This window comes from Methylibium rhizosphaerae, assembly GCF_006386545.1.
GTDB lineage: Bacteria > Pseudomonadota > Gammaproteobacteria > Burkholderiales > Burkholderiaceae_C > Pseudorivibacter > Pseudorivibacter rhizosphaerae.
Genome location: NZ_SWAR01000006.1, coordinates 51,623 through 71,314, shown reverse-complemented (window position 1 = coordinate 71,314; position 19,692 = coordinate 51,623). Strand labels below are relative to the sequence as shown.

General features: G+C 69.4%; 18 protein-coding genes. 4 read left to right on the top strand and 14 right to left on the bottom strand.

Annotation, left to right across the window (positions count from 1 at the left end; all coding sequences use genetic code 11):
* The first annotated feature begins 9 nt into the window (after positions 1–9).
* Positions 10–1,218: a GumC family protein gene (locus E8D38_RS06840; RefSeq protein ID WP_140627202.1), complete on the top strand. Its 1,209-nt coding sequence runs from the start codon at positions 10–12 to the stop codon at positions 1,216–1,218.
* Positions 1,219–1,237: 19 nt separating this feature from the next.
* On the opposite strand, the gene E8D38_RS06835 is transcribed toward E8D38_RS06840, so the two are convergent.
* From E8D38_RS06835 to E8D38_RS06810, 6 genes are read right to left on the bottom strand one after another with little or no spacing between them, the layout of a single operon-like run.
* Positions 1,238–1,915 (bottom strand): VOC family protein, encoded by a 678-nt coding sequence (locus tag E8D38_RS06835; protein ID WP_140627200.1) that lies wholly within the window; start codon positions 1,913–1,915, stop codon positions 1,238–1,240.
* 11 nt (positions 1,916–1,926) lie between these two features.
* Entirely contained in the window at positions 1,927–2,766 is an 840-nt protein-coding gene (locus E8D38_RS06830; protein ID WP_140627198.1) for a PhzF family phenazine biosynthesis protein, read from the bottom strand.
* 1 nt (position 2,767) lies between these two features.
* Positions 2,768–3,946 carry an aminotransferase-like domain-containing protein gene (locus tag E8D38_RS06825; RefSeq protein WP_140627196.1) on the bottom strand — a complete coding sequence of 393 codons (1,179 nt, stop codon included), beginning with the start codon at positions 3,944–3,946 and terminating at the stop codon, positions 2,768–2,770.
* The gene (locus tag E8D38_RS06820) at positions 3,943–4,662 is read right to left on the bottom strand and encodes an aspartate/glutamate racemase family protein (protein ID WP_140627193.1); all 720 of its coding nucleotides are present in this window, start codon (positions 4,660–4,662) and stop codon (positions 3,943–3,945) included. The genes E8D38_RS06825 and E8D38_RS06820 overlap by 4 nt, the downstream gene beginning before the upstream one ends.
* Positions 4,662–5,615 (bottom strand): DMT family transporter, encoded by a 954-nt coding sequence (locus E8D38_RS06815; protein WP_140627191.1) that lies wholly within the window; start codon positions 5,613–5,615, stop codon positions 4,662–4,664. Before E8D38_RS06815 ends, E8D38_RS06820 begins: the two co-directional genes overlap by 1 nt.
* The gene (locus E8D38_RS06810) at positions 5,612–6,223 is read right to left on the bottom strand and encodes a LysE family translocator (protein WP_140627449.1); all 612 of its coding nucleotides are present in this window, start codon (positions 6,221–6,223) and stop codon (positions 5,612–5,614) included. The genes E8D38_RS06815 and E8D38_RS06810 overlap by 4 nt, the downstream gene beginning before the upstream one ends.
* 141 nt (positions 6,224–6,364) lie before the next feature.
* Here E8D38_RS06810 and E8D38_RS06805 point away from each other — a divergent pair, with 141 nt between their 5' ends.
* Both E8D38_RS06805 and E8D38_RS06800 read left to right on the top strand, forming a co-directional pair.
* Positions 6,365–7,816 carry an aminotransferase-like domain-containing protein gene (locus tag E8D38_RS06805; protein WP_140627189.1) on the top strand — a complete coding sequence of 484 codons (1,452 nt, stop codon included), beginning with the start codon at positions 6,365–6,367 and terminating at the stop codon, positions 7,814–7,816.
* Between the two features lie 75 nt (positions 7,817–7,891).
* A complete protein-coding gene (locus E8D38_RS06800) occupies positions 7,892–8,662 on the top strand; it encodes a hypothetical protein (RefSeq protein ID WP_140627187.1) in 771 nt (256 codons plus the stop codon).
* A 100-nt stretch (positions 8,663–8,762) separates the two neighbouring features.
* Here the strand turns inward: E8D38_RS06800 and E8D38_RS06795 are convergent, their stop codons facing one another.
* Positions 8,763–10,643 carry an ATP-binding cassette domain-containing protein gene (locus E8D38_RS06795; RefSeq protein WP_140627185.1) on the bottom strand — a complete coding sequence of 627 codons (1,881 nt, stop codon included), beginning with the start codon at positions 10,641–10,643 and terminating at the stop codon, positions 8,763–8,765.
* 53 nt (positions 10,644–10,696) lie between these two features.
* Here E8D38_RS06795 and E8D38_RS06790 point away from each other — a divergent pair, with 53 nt between their 5' ends.
* Positions 10,697–11,059, top strand: a complete 363-nt coding sequence (locus tag E8D38_RS06790) for a DUF805 domain-containing protein (RefSeq protein ID WP_181178961.1) — start codon at positions 10,697–10,699, stop codon at positions 11,057–11,059.
* A gap of 7 nt (positions 11,060–11,066) precedes the next feature.
* Here E8D38_RS06790 and gshB read toward each other — a convergent pair whose 3' ends face one another.
* The 7 genes from gshB to E8D38_RS06755 form a co-directional block, all read right to left on the bottom strand.
* Positions 11,067–12,011, bottom strand: coding sequence for a glutathione synthase (gshB, locus tag E8D38_RS06785; RefSeq protein ID WP_140627180.1), 945 nt, complete (start codon positions 12,009–12,011; stop codon positions 11,067–11,069).
* Positions 12,012–12,031: 20 nt separating this feature from the next.
* Positions 12,032–13,210, bottom strand: a complete 1,179-nt coding sequence (locus E8D38_RS06780) for a benzoate/H(+) symporter BenE family transporter (RefSeq protein WP_140627178.1) — start codon at positions 13,208–13,210, stop codon at positions 12,032–12,034.
* Positions 13,211–13,305: 95 nt separating this feature from the next.
* Positions 13,306–15,192: a potassium transporter Kup gene (locus E8D38_RS06775; RefSeq protein WP_140627176.1), complete on the bottom strand. Its 1,887-nt coding sequence runs from the start codon at positions 15,190–15,192 to the stop codon at positions 13,306–13,308.
* 116 nt (positions 15,193–15,308) lie between these two features.
* Positions 15,309–16,604 carry a glutamate--cysteine ligase gene (gene gshA / locus E8D38_RS06770; RefSeq protein ID WP_140627174.1) on the bottom strand — a complete coding sequence of 432 codons (1,296 nt, stop codon included), beginning with the start codon at positions 16,602–16,604 and terminating at the stop codon, positions 15,309–15,311.
* 173 nt (positions 16,605–16,777) lie between these two features.
* Positions 16,778–18,289: an ammonium transporter gene (locus E8D38_RS06765; protein WP_140627447.1), complete on the bottom strand. Its 1,512-nt coding sequence runs from the start codon at positions 18,287–18,289 to the stop codon at positions 16,778–16,780.
* A gap of 41 nt (positions 18,290–18,330) precedes the next feature.
* A complete protein-coding gene (locus E8D38_RS06760) occupies positions 18,331–18,669 on the bottom strand; it encodes a P-II family nitrogen regulator (RefSeq protein ID WP_140627172.1) in 339 nt (112 codons plus the stop codon).
* Positions 18,670–18,686: 17 nt separating this feature from the next.
* Entirely contained in the window at positions 18,687–19,445 is a 759-nt protein-coding gene (locus E8D38_RS06755) for a TorF family putative porin (protein WP_140627170.1), read from the bottom strand.
* Between the last annotated feature and the right edge of the window lie 247 nt (positions 19,446–19,692).

The following is a 19,692-nucleotide window of genomic DNA, read 5'->3' as shown; positions in this document are numbered from 1 at the left end:
GCACACGGCATGGAAACATCGGATCGAGGGATGGAAGGCGAAGGCCCCGAAGTCAGCCCGCTGGACCTGCTGACGTGGATCGGCGAAGGCAAGCGCCTGATTGCAGCGGTGACCGGCGCGGCGATCGTGGGGTCGGTCGTGGTGTCGCTGCTGCTGCCCAACGAATACACGGCGAGGACGACCTTGTTGCCGCCGGCCCAGCAGCAGTCCAGCGGCGCAGCGGCGGCGCTCGCCGCACTCGGGGCGTTGGGCGGGGCCGCCGGCGCGCTGGGGGCCAAGACGCCCGATGAGCTCTACGTGAACCTGCTCAGGAGCGATTCGGTCCTGCGTGCTCTCGATGAACAGTTCAAGCTGCGCGAGCGCTACGACATCGAAACCTTCGAGGTGCTGCGCAAGGCGATGCCGAAGGTGACGCGTGTGAGCAGCGACAAGAAGTCCGGCGTCATCACCGTCGAGGTCGACGACAAGGACCCGCAGTTCGCGGCCCAGCTCGCCAATGGCTATGCGGCCGAGGTGGGCAAGCTGCTCGACCGCCTGGCCGTCACCGAGGCGCAGCAGCGGCGCAAGTTCTACGAGAAGCAGCTGCAGGACACCAAGAACAACCTGATCAAGGCCGATCAGGACATGCAGAAGACGCAGGAAAAGAGCGGCATGGTCGTGCTGGACAAGCAGGCCGAGGCCATCCTCACCAACATGGCCAAGCTGCGGGTCGAGATCGCCGAGCGTGAAGTGCAGCTGCGGGTGCTGCGTACCGCCGCCACGGCCGAGAACCCCGACGTCACCCGGCTCAGCAGCGAGGTGGCCGGGCTACGGGCCGAACTGCGGCGCATGGAGTCGGCGCAGAACGCCAGCGGCAGCATGGTCGACATGCCGGCCGGCAAGCTGCCCGAGGCGGCAGCCGACTGGATCCGGGCGCGCCGCGAGGTGAAGTTCCAGGAGACGCTGCTCGAAAGCATGCTGCGTCAGTACGAGGTCGCCAAGCTCGACGAAGCCAAGGAAGGTCCCGCCCTGCAGCAGATCGACTCGGCCGTGCCGCCGGACCGCAAGTCCAAGCCTGGCAGAGGCGTGATCGTCATGGCGACCACCTTGCTGGCGCTGCTGGGCAGCAGCCTGTTCGTCGTGGGGCGCCGCTACCTGGCCATCGAGCGGGAACGCGCCCCGAATGGCGGCGCCGCCTGGGAAGGCCTGCGGCAGGCATGGCGCCTGCGCCGCGGCTGACGCCACGCCTCACGTCGATTCAGGCAACGCGGCTGTTCAGGCGAACACGCCCTCGTGGCGTGTTCAGCACCGCGACGATGGCCGCAGGGCCGTCGACACACTGGACGCCAGCCGGCGCTCCCAGCGTGCTCAGCGCGGCTGCCAGGTCCGCCGGCTGCGGCTGCTGGAGCTGCAGCGACTGCAGTTCGACGCCGCTGTCCGGCAGGCGGTCGGTGGGGTGCTCCTCGCCCCATTCGATCAGTGTCGGCAGCGCGCCGCCCAGCGACAGCCGCCCGTCGTCGCGCACGCCGATCCGCCAGCGCAGTTCGCCGGTCGGCGTCGGGCGCGAGGCAGCGAGCACGCGGCCGGCCTGCAGTCCGAGCGCCGACCAGGTCGACGCGGCCTGCTCGATGTCCAGGCACCGGGCCACCCAGTGGACCAGCCGCGGCTGCCGTGCGATCGATGCCTGCAGGTCGGCGTCGTCGAGACCGAACCAGCGCGCCCGGCCGGGCGCCGGTGCGTCGCGGTCGATGGCGATGATCTCGAAGTAGGCGCGCGGGAACACCGCGCCATCGAGCGCGAACACCCGGTTGTGCGTGCCCATCAGTGCATGCCTGCCGCCCGGCCCCGGCGTGATGCCCAGCGTCGCCTCGCACCAGGCCACGCCCTCGTCGAGCGTGGCCGCGGCCACCACCAGGTGATCGAGTTGCAGCGCCATCGCCGGCGAGCTCACAGGGTCAGGCGGCCTTCGACGCAGGTCACGCTGTGCCCGCCGATCCAGACGTCGCTGCCGATGCGCTCGACGAACACCCGGCCCGCCCGCCCCAGCGCCGTGCCCTGGCTCGCCACATAGCGCTCGGGCGCGAGGCCGGCGCCGATGAGCCATTGCGCGAGGCCGGCGTTCAGGCTGCCGGTCACCGGGTCCTCGGGCACACCCAGGGTGGGCACGAAGCCCCGCACCTCGAAGGCACATTCGCCGCCCGGCGGGCAGGCGCCCACCACACCCAGCTTGAGCGGCTGCATCGCCGCAAAGTCGGGCTGCAGCGCCAGCACGGCCTGCGCCGAATCGAGCAGCGCGGCCACCCAGCCCGGCCCGTTGTCCACCCACTGCACGGCACGCAGCGCCGAACGCGGCAGCTGCAGGCAGCGGGCAATCTGCTCGCAGGTGGCGTCGTCGGCCGGCCCGCTGCGGCGCAGCGGCGGCGCGGCGAATGCCAGCCGCTCGCCGTCGCGGCGGATCTTCACCAGGCCGACTTCGCATTGCTGGATCACCAGCTGGCTGTCTCGCGGCTTTCCGCCGGCGGCGAGCCAGGCGTGGCAGCTGCCGAGCGTGGGATGGCCGGCAAACGGCAGCTCGCCGCCCGGCGTGAAGATGCGCACCCGGTAGTCGGCACCGGGAATGGTGGGCTGCAGCAGGAAGGTGGTTTCCGACAGGTTGGTCCAGCGTGCGAACTCGGCCATCTGCTCGTCGGACAGGCCGTCGGCGTCGAACACCACCGCGAGCGCGTTGCCCTTGAGGGCACGGTCGGTGAAGACGTCGACTTCGGTGTAGCGATGTTGCGTGGCCATGCTAGGCAGCCTTCCTGTGAGCCAGCTCCAGCGTGCGGGCCAGTGCAGCCACGCCCTGCTCGATGCGCTCGGGCGACACCGTCACGAAGCTGAGCCGCAGCGTGCTGGCCTGCGGCACATCGGCATAGAACGCGGCGCCCGGCACGAAGGCCATGCCCTGCTCCACCGCCTGCGGCAGCAGCGCCATCGCATCGAAGCCGGCCGGCAGCGTGACCCAGAAGAACATGCCGCCGGCCGGCACCTGCCAGCGGCAGCCCGGCGGCATGTGGCGATCGAGCGCGGCGGCCATCGCGTCGCGCTGGGCCTTGTAGCGCGCGCGGATGGTCGGCACGTGGGTGGCGAGGAAGCCGTCCTTGATGACCTCGTGCACCACCCGCTGGTTGAACACCGGCGTGTGCAGGTCGGCCGCCTGCTTGGCCTGCAGCAGCTTGGGGCCGAGCGCCTTGGGCGCGACCACGTAGCCCAGGCGCAGGCCGGGCGCCAGCACCTTGGAGAAGGAGCCCAGGTAGACCACGCCTTCGGCCCAGCGCGAGGCCAGCGGCGCCGGCGGCGGCGTGTCGAACCACAGGTCGCCGTAGGGGTTGTCTTCGAGCAGCGGCACGCCGGCCGCCTGTGCGGCGGCCACCAGGGCTGCGCGGCGCGCTTCACCCAGCGTGCGGCCGCTCGGGTTCTGGAAGTTGGGCAGCAGGTAGGCGAAACGCACGCCGCCCGCCGCGCGCAGCGCCTCGGGCGTGGGGCCTTCGTCGTCGGTGGCCAGCGATTCGATGGCCGGCTCGTAGGGCGTGAAGGCCTGCAGCGCGCCGAGGTAGGTGGGCGTTTCCACTGCCACGCGCGCGCCCGCATCGATGAGCACCTTGGCGCACAGGTCCAGCCCCTGCTGCGAGCCGGTGGTGATGAGCACCTGGCTGGCGTCGGCGCGGATGCCGGACTCGCCCAGATGCTGCGCCACCCATTCGCGCAGCGGGCCGTAGCCTTCGCTGGCGGCGTATTGCAGCGCCTCGCGCGGCGCGTCGCGCAGCACGCGGTCGGCTGCCTCGCGCATGGCCTCGACCGGGAACGTCTCGGGCGATGGCAGGCCGCCCGCCAGCGAGATGATCCCGGGCCGCTCGGTCACCTTGAGGATCTCGCGGATGATCGACGGGTTCATGCGTTCGGCGCGGCGCGCCAGGGTCCAGGTCATCGGGTATCTCCGGTTTCTGTCGTCGTGTCCAGCATCCATTCCACGGCGCGCTGCACGTGCAGCGCGGTGGTGTCGAAGCCCGGCACGGGCAGCTTCGACGCATCGATCAGCAGCATGATCTCGGTGCAGCCGAGGATCACGCCTTCGCAGCCGCGGGCCGCCAGCCGGTCGATCACCGCGAGATAAGCCTCGCGCGATGCCGGCTCGATGCGACCCTTGCACAGCTCGTCGTAGATCACGCGGTGCACCAGCTCGCGGTCGTCGGCCTGCGGCGTCAGCACGTCGAGGTCGAACCGCTCGCCGAGCCGGCGCGTATAGAAGTCCTGCTCCATGGTGAAGCGGGTGCCCAGCAGGCCCACGCGCCGCGCGCGGGCGGCTCGGATGGCGGCACCGGTCGCGTCGGCGATGTGCAGCAGCGGAATGCCCATGCGCGCCTCGAGAAGCGGTGCGAGCTTGTGCATGGTGTTGGTGGCCAGCACCAGCGCCTGGGCGCCGCCCTGCTGCAGCTGAACCGCAGCGTCGCCGAGCGCTGTGGCCGCCTCGTCCCAACGGCCGCCGCGCTGCAGCGCCTCGATGGGGGCGAAGTCGAAGCTGCGCAGCAGCAGCGAGGCACTGTGGTGGCCGCCCAGACGGCGCTGCACGCCACGGTTGAGCTCGCGGTAGTACACCAGCGTGGATTCCCAGCTCATGCCGCCGAGGATGCCGAGCGTCTTCATCAGCGTGCCCCGGCCGGCAAGCGCTTGCCGACGAACACGGTGGCGATCACCGCCAGCGCAAAGCCGACCGTGAGCAGGTCGAGCCGCTCGCCGAGCAGCGGCACGGCCGCCAGCATCGAGGCGAACGGCTGCACCAGCTGCACCTGGCTCACCCGCAGCGTGCCGCCCAGGGCGAGGCCGCGGTACCAGGCAAAGAAGCCCAGCCACATCGACACGGTGGACACGTAGGCGAAGCCGGCCCACGACGCGAGCCGCACCGGGCCGCCCGGTGCCATCTGCTCCCAGTGCGCCGTCAGCTGCCAGGCGGTCAGCGGCAGCGTGAGCGGCAGGCACAGCACCAGCATCCAGCAGATGACCTGCGGGCCGTTCGGGCCGTCGCCGGTGAGGCGCGCACCGCCCACGTAGCCGACTGCCGCACTCAGCACCGCCAGCAGCAGCAGGCCGTCGGCCAGGTGGAAGCCGCCGCCGCCCTTGAGCCATGCATAGGCCGCCACCAGCGCACAGCCGAACAGCGCGCAGATCCAGAAGGCCACCGGCGGGCGTTGCCGCAGCCACCAGGCGCCCACCACCGCGGTGGCCAGCGGCAGGAAGCCGGTGATCACCGCGGCATGCACTGCCTCGACATGGCGCACCGCCCAGCCCGAGAACAGCGGGAAACCGAACACCACGCCGGCGGCCGACAGGGCCAGCAGGCCCCACTGGTCTCGCCGGGGCCAGGGCGCCCGCGTGAAGAGCAGCCAGGCGACCGACAGCAGCCCGGCCACCGCGGCGCGGCCGACGGCAACGAAGGTGGGCGGCAGCTGCGGGTCGTCCGCCGGCCCGCCGGCCAGCCGCGTCATCGGGATGCTGAGCGCGAACATCAGCACGCCGGCAAGGCCCAGCCAGAAGCCGCGCCGCTCCTGCGACGCCGCCGCTTCCGGCAGCGGCAGGCTGGCACTGCCGGCCCGGCTCATACCCTCACCATCCAGGCGGCGGTCAGCACCAGCACGAGGGCCATGCCGCGGTTGAACCACAGGAGCCGCCTGCCCTGGGCGAGCCAGCCGCGCAGCAGCGAACCGACGAGCGCATAGCTGAAGTTGGAGACGAAGGCGAACACCACCATCACCGCCAGCACCTGGCCGAGGCGCGCCATGGTGGCGGACACGTCGCCGCCCGCCGGCGCCACCCATCCGGCGGCAATGGTGAGCGCGAGCATCCAGGCCTTGATGTTCACGAACTGCAGCGCCATGCCCTGCGGGAAGCTGACGTTCAGCCGCTTCGCATCGGCCTGGCCGAGCACACCGGTGTTGGCCAGTTTCCAGGCCAGCCACAACAGGTAGGCCACGCCCACCGCCTTGACCGCCCAGCGCAGTGCCGGCACGGCCAGCACCAGAACGCCGAGGCCCGCGCCGCACAGCAGCATCAGCAGCGACCAGCCCACCGGCACGGCGAGGCAGAACGGCAGGGCCCGCCTGAGGCCGAAGTTGGCCGCAAGCGCGGTCGACAGCGTGGTGTTGGGGCCCGGGCTGAAGGACATCGCGGAGGCGAAGAACAGCAGCGCGCCGAACTCCTGCGCCGTCATTGCGGCACCCGCGATGAATGGCAAGGGGTGAAGAACATAAGGCGATCCAGTGTATGGACATCACCAGCACAGTACCAATACACTGAACCCGCGCAGCCGAATTTCTGTATCGGTCCCGCGCCCAACACAAATCCCACCGCCATGAACGCTCCGATCGCCTCTGCCTTGCTCGCGGCTCCGCTGGCCCGCGATGCCGGCGCCACGCTCACCGATCAGCTGGCCAACCGGTTCGCCGAACGCATCCGCCAGCGACTGCTGCCGCCGGGCACCCGGCTGCCGTCGGTGCGCGAATGCGCCAAGCGCCATGGCATCAGCGCCTACACGGTGGTTGCCGCCTACGACCAGTTGCTGGCACAGGGGCTGATCGAAGCGCGCAAGCAGCGCGGCTTCTTCGTGCGCGAGATCCGCTCGGCGGCGCCGGCCGCCGCGGTGGGCCATGTGAAGCCGCGCCCGGAGGTGCGGCCCAGCGCGCCGGTGGATGCCGCCGCGCTGATCCGCGGCATGTTCAACCAGCCGGGCGTGCGCGCCATGCCGGGCCTGGGCACCCTGCCCGCCGAGTGGCTGGACCTGCCCATCCTGAGCGCCGCGTTGCGCCGCGTGACCGCCGGCGAGCGCCTCGCCCCGCTGGCGCTGCACTACGGCGAGCCGGCCGGCGACACGCGCCTGCGCACCGCGCTGGCCATGAAGCTGGCCGACTTCGGCGTGAAGACGGTGCCCGAGCAGATCGTCACCACCGCGGGCGCCACGCAGGGGCTGGACATCATCTCGCGCACGCTGCTGCAGCCCGGCGACGCGGTGCTGGTCGACGAGCCCGGCTGGGCGGTGGAATACGCGCGGCTCAGCCAGCTGGGCGTGCGCATCCTGCCGGTGCCGCGCGGGCCCGATGGGCCCGATCTCGCCACCATGCGGGCGCTGGCCGAGGCGCACCGGCCGCGCCTGTATGCCACCGTGTCGGTGCTGCACAACCCGACCGGCTGCACGCTGTCGCTCGCGTCGGCCCACCAGGTGCTCAAGCTGGCAGAGACCCACGACTTCCACATCACCGAGGACGACACCTACGCCCACCTGGCGCCTGCCCACGCGCCGCGCCTGTCGGCGCTCGACGGCCTGCAGCGCACCATCTACGTGTCGGGCTTCTCGAAGATCCTCACGCCGGCCTGGCGGGTCGGCTTCATCGCGGCGCCGCGCAAGCTGGTCGAGCGTTTCGTCGATGTGAAGCTGCTCACCACCCTCACCACCCCGGCCGTGCTGGAACAGGCCGTTGCGCTGTGCCTCGAGCAGGGCCAGCTGCGCCGCCACGCCGAGCGCGTGGTGCAGAAGCTCGACGCGGCGCGCGCCCGCAGCGTGGCCCTCGCGCAGGAAGCCGGCGTGCGTTTCGTCACCGAGCCGGCCGGGCTGTTCGGCTGGGTGGACGTGGGCGTGGACACCGACCGCCTGGCCGCCACCATGCTCGACGAAGGCTGGCTGCTCGCCCCGGGCTCGCTGTTCCACGCCTCGCACCGGCCCACCACGCTCATGCGCATCAACTTCGCGACCTCGCAGGACGCGCGGCTGTGGCGCGCGGTGCAGCAGGCGCGCCGGCACCTGGGCTGACGTTTCGGGATGCACCGCGTGTAACGCCCGTACGAATGCCGGAAACCGGGTTGTTTCAGACCTAAAGTCTTGCCCATGGACGAGCCGACCATCCCCTTTGGCGAACCGGAGCTGTGGCGCGTGAGCGCCTTCCAGCGCGCCATGAGCGAGCTCGCCGCCATGCCCGACCCGGCTTCCGGTCTGGGCACGCGCCTGTCTTCGCTCAGCCCTTCCCTGCTGGCCGACCTGCAGCGCTTCGAGCACACGCCCCACGGCGCCGAAGTGCTGGAGGTCATGGCCGCCTGCCTGCGCCACTCGCAGAACGTGGCGATCCACCTCGACCGCGAAGGTTTCGTGGTGCCGGTGACGGTGTTTCCGCGCGAACGCCTGTTCCACTCGCCGCTGCCGATGGCTTCGCTGCTGGAGCCCAGCATGGCCAACCTGCGGCTTTTGCAGGTGGAGCCGGCGGTGCTCAAGCCGCCGGGCCACAAGCACAGCGAGCTGGTGGGCGCTGCGCACATGTACCACCCGCTGGGCACGCTGCTGTGGCTGCTGGCGCTGTACGGGCCGCGCCGCGAGCTGCTGCCCGAGATCGCCGGCCCCGCCGTCTACCGTGTCGCACCCGGGCTGGACCTGCGCAACCTCGAGATCAGCGGTGCGCTGGCGTCGGCCATTGCGCGGCTGCGGCGCGAAGCGGTGCCGTTGCGTGCGCTGGCCGATTGGCCGGGGCTCGACATGGAGCGGGCCAGCCGGCTGCTCAATGCGCTGTACCTGCAGTCGGGCCTGATGATCAGCCGCACCCACCCGGCCGCGCTGTCGGGCGGCTGGCTGGCATCGCTGACGCGCGGGCGGCGCGAAGAGGGCTAGGAGGCTGGGCGGCTTCTGCCGCGCAGCCTCCTAGCCTTCGGCTTTACGCACGGCTCCCCCGAGCCCCCTCCGCGAGGGAGCTCCAGCTTGCGGCGACGGTTCAGCGCGCGGACAGCGCTTCCCAGCGCTCGAGCAGCTGCATCAGCTCGTCTTCGATCTGCGCATAGCGGGCCTGCACCTGCGGCACACGCTGGGGTGTGGCGGTGTAGAGCTCGGTGCCGGCGAGTTCGTCCGACAGCGCCTTCTGCTCGGCTTCGAGCGCCTCTATGCGTGCCGGCAGCTCGTCGAGCTCGCGCTGCTCCTTGTAGCTGAGCTTGGTGCGCCGGGCGGGCGCCTCTGCCGCAGGCCTGGGCGGCGGTGGCTCCTGGGCCTTGCCCTCGCGCGCAGCCGCCGGCGGGGGCTGCAGGCCCCGCGCGCGTTGCGACTGCGCGAGCCAGTCTTCCACGCCGCCTTCGTATTCGCGCCAGCGCCCCTCGCCTTCGGCCACGATGGTGCTGGTGACCACGTTGTCGAGGAAACGCCGGTCGTGGCTCACCAGGAACACGGTGCCCTCGTAGTTCTGCAGCAGGTCCTCGAGCAGCTCCAGCGTGTCGATGTCGAGGTCGTTGGTCGGCTCGTCGAGCACCAGCACGTTGGCCGGCCGCGCGAACAGGCGGGCCAGCAGCAGGCGGTTGCGTTCGCCGCCCGACAGGCTCTTCACCGGCGAGTTGGCGCGCTCGGGCGCAAACAGGAAGTCGCCGAGATAGCTCATCACATGCTTGCGCTGCGAGCCGATCTCGATCCATTCGCTGCCGGGGCTGATGAAGTCGGCCAGCGTCGCGTCGGGCTTGAGCGTCTCGCGCATCTGGTCGAAGTAGGCCACCTGCAGGTTGCTGCCCTGGCGGATGCGGCCGCCGTCGGGCGGCAGCTCGCCGAGGATGAGCTTCAGCAAGGTGGTCTTGCCGGCGCCGTTGGGGCCGATCACGCCGACCTTGTCGCCGCGCAGGATGGTGGCGCTGAAGTCGCGCACGATCGGGCGGCCGCCGAAGCTCTTGGACACGCCGTCGAGCTCGGCCACGATCTTGCCGCTGGGCAGTCCGGCGTCGACGTCGAGCCGGACCCGGCCCACCGCCTCGCGCCGGGCGGCACGCCTGGCGCGCAAGGCGAGCAGGCGGTTGACCCGGCTCACGCTGCGCGTGCGGCGCGCCTCCACGCCCTTGCGCACCCACACCTCTTCCTGAGCCAGCAGCTTGTCGGCACGGGCATTGGCCAGCGCCTCGGCCTCCAGCTCGCGCTGCTTGGTGGCCTCGTAGGCCGCGAAGTTGCCGGGGTAGGAGCGCAGCACGCCGCGGTCGAGCTCGACGATGCGGGTGGCCACCGCGTCGAGGAAGGCGCGGTCGTGGGTGATGAGCACCACCGCGCCGCGGTAGGCGCCCAGCAGGTCCTGCAGCCACACGATGGCGTCCAGGTCGAGGTGGTTGGTGGGTTCGTCGAGCAGCAGCACGTCGGGCGCGGCCACCAGGGCCTGGGCCAGCGCGACGCGCTTCTTCGTGCCGCCGGACAGGGCCTCGACCTTCGCCTGCGCGTCGAGATGCAGGCGCTGCAGCGTTTCGCCGACGCGCTGTTCCCAGGTCCAGCCGTCGAGCGCCTCGATGCGGGTCTGCAGGGCATCGAGGTCTTCGCCCTCGGCATGGGCTTCATAGCGGGCGCGCAGCGCCTTCGCTTCGGCGATCCCCTCGCTCACCACGTCGAAGACGCTGGCGCCGGCCGCGAACGCCGGCTCCTGCGGCACGTAGAAGCGGCGCAGGCCCTGCTGCAGCTGCAGCAGGCCGTCGTCGGCCTTCTCGAGGCCGGCCAGGATCTTCAGCAGCGAGGACTTGCCGGCGCCGTTGCGGCCGATGAGGCCCAGGCGCTCGCCGGGTTCGAGCGAAAGGTCGGCGCCGTCGAGCAGCGCGACGTGCCCGAAGGCGAGATGGGCGTTGGAAAGCGTGATGAGGGCCATGCGCGGATTGTCGTTGCTAGCATCGCACCCGCTCCGGCCTCATGGACCCGCACATGCCTTTCGAGCTGATCCCGTTCAACCGCTACTTCGACTTCGCCGGCCGCATCGGCCGGCGCAGCTATCTGCGGCGCCTGCTGTTTGCCATGGCACTGGCCTGGGTCGCGCCGTGGCTGATGACCGACGCGCTGGGCGCAAAGGGCAACGTGCTGGCCGCGCTGGTGTGGATCGCCGCCCTGGGCGCAGCGTTCTGCCTGGTGCTGTCGGCCACGGCGAAGCGGCTGAAGGACACCGGCTTCAACCCGGTGTGGTGTGCGCTGATGTTCTTTCCGCCGCTCGCGCTGGCGGTCGCCATCGGGCTTGCCTTGCTGCCGCCGAACAACAACGCGGGGCGCTACGGCGCCCCGCACTCGGGCTGAGCCGCCTTCAGGCGAGTGCCGCCTCGAGCGCGTCGACGAACATCTTCGGCACGTCGAAGCCGGCCTGCTGGGTGATTTCCTGGAAGCAGGTCGGGCTGGTGACGTTGATCTCGGTGAGGTAGTCGCCGATCACGTCGAGCCCCACCAGCAGCAGCCCACGCGCGGCGAGCGTGGGGCCCAGCGCCTCGGCGATCTCGCGGTCGCGCGCCGACAGCGGCTGGGCCACGCCCTTGCCGCCGGCTGCCAGGTTGCCGCGCACCTCCGTGCCCTGCGGAATGCGGGCCAGCGAAAAAGGCACCGGCTTGCCGCCGATGACCAGGATGCGCTTGTCGCCCTGGGTGATCTCGGGCACGAAGCGCTGCACCATCAGTGTGGTGGCGCCGTGGTGGTTGAGCGTCTCGATGATGCTGCCCAGGTTCAGCCCGTCGTCCCGGACGCGGAAGATGCCCATGCCGCCCATGCCGTCGAGCGGCTTGAGGATGACGTCGCGGTGTTCGGCATGGAAGTCGCGCACCTCGCCCGCTTCGCGGGTCACCAGCGTCGGCGAGCAGAACCGGGCGAACTCCATCACCGCGAGCTTTTCCGGGTGGTCGCGCAGCGAGGCCGGCCTGTTGAAGACCCGTGCGCCTTCGCGCTCGGCCTGCTCGAGCAGGTGGGTGGCGTAGAAGTATTCGCTGTCGAAGGGCGGGTCCTTGCGCATCAGCACCGCATCGACGTCGGCCAGCGCCAGCTTGGGTTCGCCGCGCACCACGTACCAGTCGTGCGCATCGCCGGTCAGCTCGATCTGCCGGCATGCCGCGGCCACCTTGCCGCCGCTCTTCCAGCTGATGTGCCGGGGCTCGCAGGCGAGCAGCTCATGCCCGCGGCGGGCTGCCTCCCGCATCATCGAGAAGGTGGTGTCCTTGTAGGTCTTGAAGTGATCGAGCGGATCGGCGACGAACAGCAGCTTCATGGTGATGAGGGCGCGAGGGGTCAGCGGGGAAAACGCGAGCGTCCGTACTGTTGCACAAGCCACGCGATCGTGCCGGCCACCACACCCCAGAACGCGGAGCCGATGCCGGCGATCGCCACGCCCGACAGCGTGACGAGGAAGGCGATGAGGGCGGCCTCGCGATGGTCATCGTCCTTGAGGGCCACATGCAGGCCGCTGCCGATGGTGCCCAGCAGCGCGAGGCCGGCAATCGCCGCGACCAGCTCCCGCGGGAAGGCGGTGAGCACCCCGGTGACGGCCGCGCCGAACAGGCCGATCACCACATAGATGGCGCCGCAGGAGGCGGCCGCCATGTAGCGCCGCTCGGGGTCGGGGTGGGCCTCGCGTCCCATGCAGATGGCCGCGGTGATGGCCGACAGGTTGAGCGCGAAGGCGCCGAAAGGGGCCAGCACCAGCGTGGCCAGCCCGGTGAGCGTGATGATGCGGGAGACCGGCATCTCGTAGCCGGCCGCCTGGATGGCAGCCACCCCCGGCAGGTTCTGCGAGGCCATGGTCACGATGAACAGCGGCAGGGCCAGGCTCACCGCCGCCTCGACCGAGAAGCGCGGCGCGGTGAACACCGGCATGGTCCAGCTCCAGGCAATGGCCTCGGTGCGCAGCTGCCCCTGCCATGCGACGAAGGCGGTGCCCGCCGCCAGCACGACGACCACCGCGTAGCGCGGCCACCAGCGCCGCCCGACGAGATAGGCAGCCAGCATCAGCAACACCAGCGGCAGGGCGGTGCGGGCCGCGGTGAAGGCCTCGACGCCGAAACGTGCCAGCACGCCGGCCAGCAGGGCCGAAGCCAGCGGCATGGGAATGCGCTTCATGACCCGCTCGAACCAGCCGGTGGCCCCCGCCAGCGTGATGAGCAGTCCGCACAGCAGGAAGGCGCCCACCGCGTCGGCCATGGAGAAGCCCGCCCCCGTCGTGGCCAGCACCGCCGCCCCCGGCGTGGACCAGGCCACCATGACCGGCTTGCGCCACCACAGCGAGGGCAGCAGCGAACACAAGCCCATGCCGATGCCCAGGGCCCACATCCAGGAGCTGATCTGCGCGGGCGTGGCACCGAACGCGAGCGCCGCCTGGAACACGATCGCCACCGAGCTGGTGAAGCCGACCAGCACGGCAACGAAGCCGGCCACGAAGGCGGACAGGGAGAGGTCTTGCAGCACACGCATGGGAGACGGCGGCGACGAAAGCGCGCAATGCTGCCCGAGAAACGGGAAGCCCGCCGCGAACACAGAATTCAGCGGACGCCGCCCCGGGAGGCGGCCTATATCTCGAGCTTCGAGCCCAGTTCGACGACCCGGTTGGTCGGCAGATAGAGGAAGTCCGCCGCGGCAGCCGCGTTGCGGTGCATGCTGACGAACAGCTTCTCGCGCCAGTGCGCCATGCCGGAGCCGATGGTGGGCGTCACGATGTCGCGCGACAGGAAGTAGCTGGTTTCCATGTCGTCGAGCTGCACGCCGCGGCTGGCCAGCAGCTGCAGCGCCTCGGGTACGTCGGGCTCGTTCTTGAAGCCGAAGTGCAGCGTGACCTGCCAGCAGTTGTGGCCCAGCGGCTCGATCTCGCAGCGCCTGTTGAAGCCGATCCACGGCAGCTCGTGATGCTGCACGGTGACGAACAGGTTCTGCTCGTGCAGCACCTTGTTGTGCTTCAGGTTGTGCAGCAGGGCGTTGGGCGTGCTGCCCTTCTCGGACGACAGGAACACGGCCGTGCCGGGCACCCGGGTGGGTGGGCTCAGGAACACCGAGTCGAGGAAGGCCTTGAGCTCGATGGCCTCGTCGCGCAGGCGTTCACCCATCAGGTGGCGGCCCTGCTTCCAGGTCATCATGAGCGTGAACACCGCCGCGCCGATCAGCAGCGGGAACCAGCCGCCCTCGAAGATCTTGATGACGTTGGCCGAGAAGAAGAGGATGTCCACCACGAAGAAGAAGCCGGTGGCCGCGATGCACAGCGCCCACGGGTACTTCCAGCCGTAGTGGATGACGAAGAAGGTCATCGTCGTGGTGATCAGCATGTCGGTGGTGACCGTGATGCCGTAGGCCGAGGCCAGCTTGCTGCTGGAGCCGAAGGCCACCACTGCCAGCACGATGCTGATGTACAGCGCCCAGTTGATGAAGGGCACGTAGATCTGGCCCGTCTCACGCACCGAGGTGTGCTGGATGCGCAGGCGCGGCAGGTAGCCCAGCTGGATGGCCTGCTTGGTGACCGAGAAGGCCGCCGAGATCAGCGCCTGCGAGGCGATCACAGTGGCGGCCGTGGCCAGCCCGATCAGGGGCACCACGGCCCACGACGGCGCCATTTCGTAGAAAGGGTTGCTGACCTTCTCGGGGTAGGCCAGCAGCATCGCGCCCTGGCCGAAATAGTTGAGCACCAGCGCCGGCATCACCAGCCCGAACCAGGCCAGGCGGATGGGGCGCTTGCCGAAGTGGCCCATGTCGGCATACAGCGCTTCGGCGCCGGTCACGCACAGCACCACGGCGCCGAGCGAGATGAAGGCGAGCACCGGGTGGTTGAACATGAACAGCAGCCCGTAGTGCGGGCTGAGTGCGGCCAGCACGGCGGGGTTCTGCACGATGTGCACGAGCCCGAGCACCGCCAGCGCCAGGAACCAAACCACGGTGATCGGCCCGAAAAAGCGACCGATGCCGCCGGTACCGTGCCGTTGCACGGCAAACAGCAGGGTGAGCACGACCAGCGTGACCGGCACCACATAGGGCTTCAGGCCGGGCGCTGCCACCTCCAGGCCCTCGACGGCCGACAGCACCGAGATGGCCGGGGTGATGACGCCGTCGCCGAAGAAGATGGCGGTGCCGAAGATGCCGAGGACCAGCAGCCGCCGGCGCAGCACCGGCCGCTCCTTCACCGCCTGCGACGCCAGCGCCAGCATCGCGATCAGGCCGCCCTCGCCGTGGTTGTCGGCCCGCAGGATCAGCAGCACGTACTTCAGCGAGACGATGACCGTGAGCGTCCAGAACACCATCGACAGGATGCCGAAGATGTTGTCCGCCGTGACGGCGAGCTGGCCGTGCGCGAACACCTCCTTCAGCGCATACAGCGGGCTGGTGCCGATGTCGCCATAGACGATGCCGATGGCGCCGAGCGTGAGCACGGCCAGCTTGGAACCGGTGGCCGGGGCTTGGGGGCTGGATTGCACTGAAACGGCAGCGGAGTCGGAAAGCCCGCCATTGTGCGCCTGAGCGTGAAGCCCGCCACAGGCCGGATGTTGCAGCGCAGCAACGCCGGCCGGGGGGCCTCAGGCGGCGGGCGCGGTCACTCGTAGACCTCGGCGTCGGGGTCGGTGGCTTCCAGCTCGTAGCTGGCCGCCAGCATGGCCAGCCGGCCGATCACGCCATACATGTAGAAGCGGTTGGGCGCGCTGGCGCCAGGCTTTTCGCCCGGCTTGGGCAGGTGGTGCGATTCGGCAAAGGCCAGCGGCACGAAGCTGGAGCCCGGCGCGTTGAGGTTTTCGTCGATGCCGCGCTCGGCATGCACCCGGTAGAAGCCGCCCACCACGTAGCGGTCGATCATGTAGACCACCGGCTCGGCCACCGCCTCGTTGATGCGCTCGTAGGTCGGCACGCCTTCCTGGATGATGACCTCGCTCACTTCCTGGCCGTCCTTGATGACGCTCATCTTGTTGCGCGTCTTGCGGTTCAGGTCGGCCAGCTCCTTCGCGTCGCGCACGGTCATGATGCCCATGCCGTAGGTGCCGTTGTCGGCCTTCACGACGACGAACGGCTTTTCGTTGATGCCGTATTCCTTGTACTTGCGGCGCACCTTGGACAGCAGCGCGTCGACGTTGCTCTGCAGGCATTCCTGGCCGGTGCCGTTGGCGAAGTCGACCTCGCCGCACTTGGCGAACATCGGGTTGATGAGCCATGGGTCCATGCCCAGCAGCTTGGCGAACTTCTTGGCCACTTCCTCGTAGGCGTCGAAGTGCTGGCTCTTGCGCCGCACCGCCCAGCCGGCGTGCAGCGGCGGCAGCAGGTACTGCTCGTGGATGTTCTCGAGCACCTTCGGAATGCCGGCCGACAGGTCGTTGTTGAGCAGGATGGTGCAGGGATCGAAGTCCTTCAGGCCCAGCCGCCGCTTGGTGCGCACCAGGGGCTCCACCATGATGTGGCTGCCGTCGGGCAGGTCCAGCCGGGTCGGCTCCTTGATGGTTTCGTCGAGCGTGCCGACCCGCACGTTGAGGCCGGCCAGCGAAAAGATCTGGATCAGCCGCGCGACGTTGGTCAGGTAGAAGGTGTTGCGGGTGTGCTTCTCGGGAATGAGCAGCAGGTTCTTGGCCTCGGGGCAGATCTTCTCGATGGCCGCCATGGCCGCCTGCACCGCCAGCGGCAGCATCTCGGGCGTGAGGTTGTTGAAGCCGCCCGGGTAGAGGTTGGTATCCACCGGCGCCAGCTTGAAGCCTGCGTTGCGCACGTCCACCGAGGTGTAGAACGGCGGCGTGTGTTCCATCCACTCGAGCCGGAACCAGCGCTCGATGGCCGGCATGGATTCGAGGATGCGCTGCTCGAGTTCGTTGATGGGGCCGGTGAGCGCGGTGATGAGGTGGGGGACCATGGCTGCGGGGGGAGAAAAGGCGGGGGCGGCGGGGCGCGAGGCGAAGATTCTAGGAGTTGAGGTCAACCCTAGCAGACACAAGGCGCCGCGCCAAACCTGTTCGATCGCGCCATGAAAAAGGCCGCCCGAAGGCGGCCTCTGCGTTGCGGGCCGAGCCCGCACTCACTCTCGTGTCACTTGTGATAGGCGGTCTCGCCGTGGGCAGCGATGTCCAGGCCTTCGCGCTCTTCTTCCTCGCTCACCCGCAGGCCGATCACCAGGTCGACGATCTTGTAGGCCACCAGCGAGACGACGCCCGACCAGACGATGGTCAGCAGCACGGCCTTGAGCTGGACCCAGACCTGCGCGCCGATGGAGTAGTCGGCCGGCGTGACCATGGTCGCCGTGACCCAGTCGGCCACGAAGCCGGGGCCGCCGAGGGCCGGGGAGTTGAACACGCCCGTCAGCAGCGCGCCGACGATGCCGCCGACACCGTGCACGCCGAACACGTCGAGCGAGTCGTCGGCGCCCAGCAGCTTCTTCAGGCCGTTCACGCCCCACAGGCAGGCGAAGCCGGCGACCAGACCGATGACCAGCGCACCCACGATGCCGACGTTGCCGGCAGCCGGCGTGATGGCGACGAGGCCGGCCACCGCACCCGAGGCAGCCCCCAGCATCGAGGCCTTGCCCTTGATCAGCGCTTCACCCATGCACCAGGCGAGCACGGCAGCGGCGGTTGCGGCGAAGGTGTTGATGAAGGCCAGGGCGGCAAAGCCGTTGGCTTCGAGCGCCGAGCCGGCATTGAAGCCGAACCAGCCCACCCACAGCAGCGAGGCGCCGACCATCGTGAGCGTCAGCGAGTGCGGCGTGAAGGCTTCCTTGCCGTAGCCGACGCGCTTGCCGACCATGTAGGCACCCACCAGGCCCGCGACGGCGGCGTTGATGTGCACCACGGTGCCGCCGGCGAAGTCGAGTGCGCCCCACTGCCAGATCTGGCCGGCCTTGCCGGTCATCTGGTCGACCACTTCCTTGCTGGCGTAGGCATCCGGGCCCATCCAGAACCAGACCATGTGGGCGATCGGGGCGTAGCTGAAGGTGAACCACAGCACCATGAACAGCAGCACCGCCGAGAACTTGATGCGCTCGGCGAAGGCGCCGACGATCAGGCAGCAGGTGATGCCGGCGAAGGTGGCCTGGAAGGCGGCGAACACGATCTCGGGGATGTAGACGCCCTTGCTGAACGTGGCGGCCGGGGCAAAGGTGCCCGCGACGTTGTCCCAGGTGCCCTTCATGAACAGCCGGTCGAGGCCGCCGACGTAGGCGTTGCCCTCGGTGAACGCCAGGCTGTAGCCATAGATGAACCACAGCACGACGATCAGCGAGAAGGTCACCATCACCTGCATCAGCACCGACAGCATGTTCTTGCTGCGCACCAGGCCGCCGTAGAACAGCGCCAGGCCGGGGATGGTCATGAGGATCACCAGCAGCGTGGACACCAGCATCCAGGCGGTGTCACCCTTGTTGATCACCGGGGCTGCGGCCGGTGCAGCCGCGGAGGCGGCTTCGGCAGCAGGCGCCGCAGCGGCGGACGCCGCCTCGGCAACGGCCGCGGCGGCAGGCGCTGAAGCCGCGTCCTGGGCCATTGCCGCACCGGCAAAGCCCAGGACCGCCAGGCCCAGCACGAAAGAAGCGATGAGTTTTCGCATCATGGTCGTCTCTCTAGGTCTCTCTCGAATGGGGTGGCGGCTTAGAGCGCGTCCTTGCCGGTTTCGCCGGTGCGGATGCGGATCACCTGCTCCAGCGTGGTCACGAAGATCTTGCCGTCGCCGATCTTGCCGGTGCGGGCGGAGCCTTCGATGGCCTCGATCACACGGTCGACGACGGCGTCGTCCACGGCGGCCTCGATCTTCACCTTCGGCAGGAAGTCGACAACGTACTCCGCACCGCGGTACAGCTCGGTGTGGCCCTTTTGGCGGCCGAAGCCCTTCACTTCGGTCACCGTGATGCCTTGAACGCCGATGGCGCTCAGGGCTTCACGCACTTCATCAAGCTTGAAAGGCTTGACGATGGCGGTCACCATCTTCATGGTCGTCTCCGTTTTCCTCAGAAGTTGTACTTGACGCCGACAACGACGCCGGCCTTGCCGAGATCCTTGCCGTTGGCAGGCGACGCATAGGCTTTCGCCCCGCCGATGCTCTTGGTGTCGGTCCCCACCACTGCAGCGCTCACGACGAAGCCGCTGAAGTCCTTGCTCACGGTCACCGAGTAGTCGGTGTACGAGTAGTCGTCGTTCTTGGCAACCTTCTGGTAGCCGACGTGAGGCGTGAGCATGATGCCGCCGCCCAGGTCGAAGGTGGCGCTCGCATCGAGGTAGCCGGAGTTCTTGCTGTTGCGCGTGCCGAACAGGTTGGTGGCAGTGTGCGAATACTTCAGCGTGGCCGGCCCGAACGTGATCGCTCCGTACACCTCCGTGGTGTTCGGGTCGTCGTAGAGCGCATCCCAGGCAGCCGTCTTGGCGCTCGGGTAGACGTACTGCAGCACCCCGACGTCGAAGCTCAATCCCTCGGTGATGGCGCCCTTGTAGCCGCCGTAGATGTCGAGTTCGATGTTGGCGTCACCGCCCCAGTCCTTGATCCACTTGATCGTCGACGCCCAGGTGCCGACGTAGAAGCCGCTCGAATGCGAGTAGTCGGCGCCGCCTTGCAGCGCCGGTTTGAAGCGCGTTTGCGAGATGCCGCGGTAGCGGTAGTCGGTCACGGCGCCCGCATTGAAGGCAAACGTGTGCTCATCGGCCGCCTGCGCGAGACCAGGCAGGGCCGCCACCACCAGCGCGGCCGCGAGGGCCGCCAGCGACGTCTTCATGGGTTCTCTCCTCTCCAGGTTAGACAGGTCGAAATCAGGATGGACCTCTGCACGATCCGTGCCATTGCGCCAATAGCGGGAGCGATGAACTGAAACGGGGCTCTCAGCGCACCGCGCGCCCCATGTTCGGGAATATTCGCCCCCGCAAAAGCACTTGTTTGGTGCCACGGCCTGACCGCAGTCGCTGTTCTGGGGAGGCGGCCGGCACTGCTGCAGGAGCACAATGGCCGGCTTCGCTGCCGCCTGC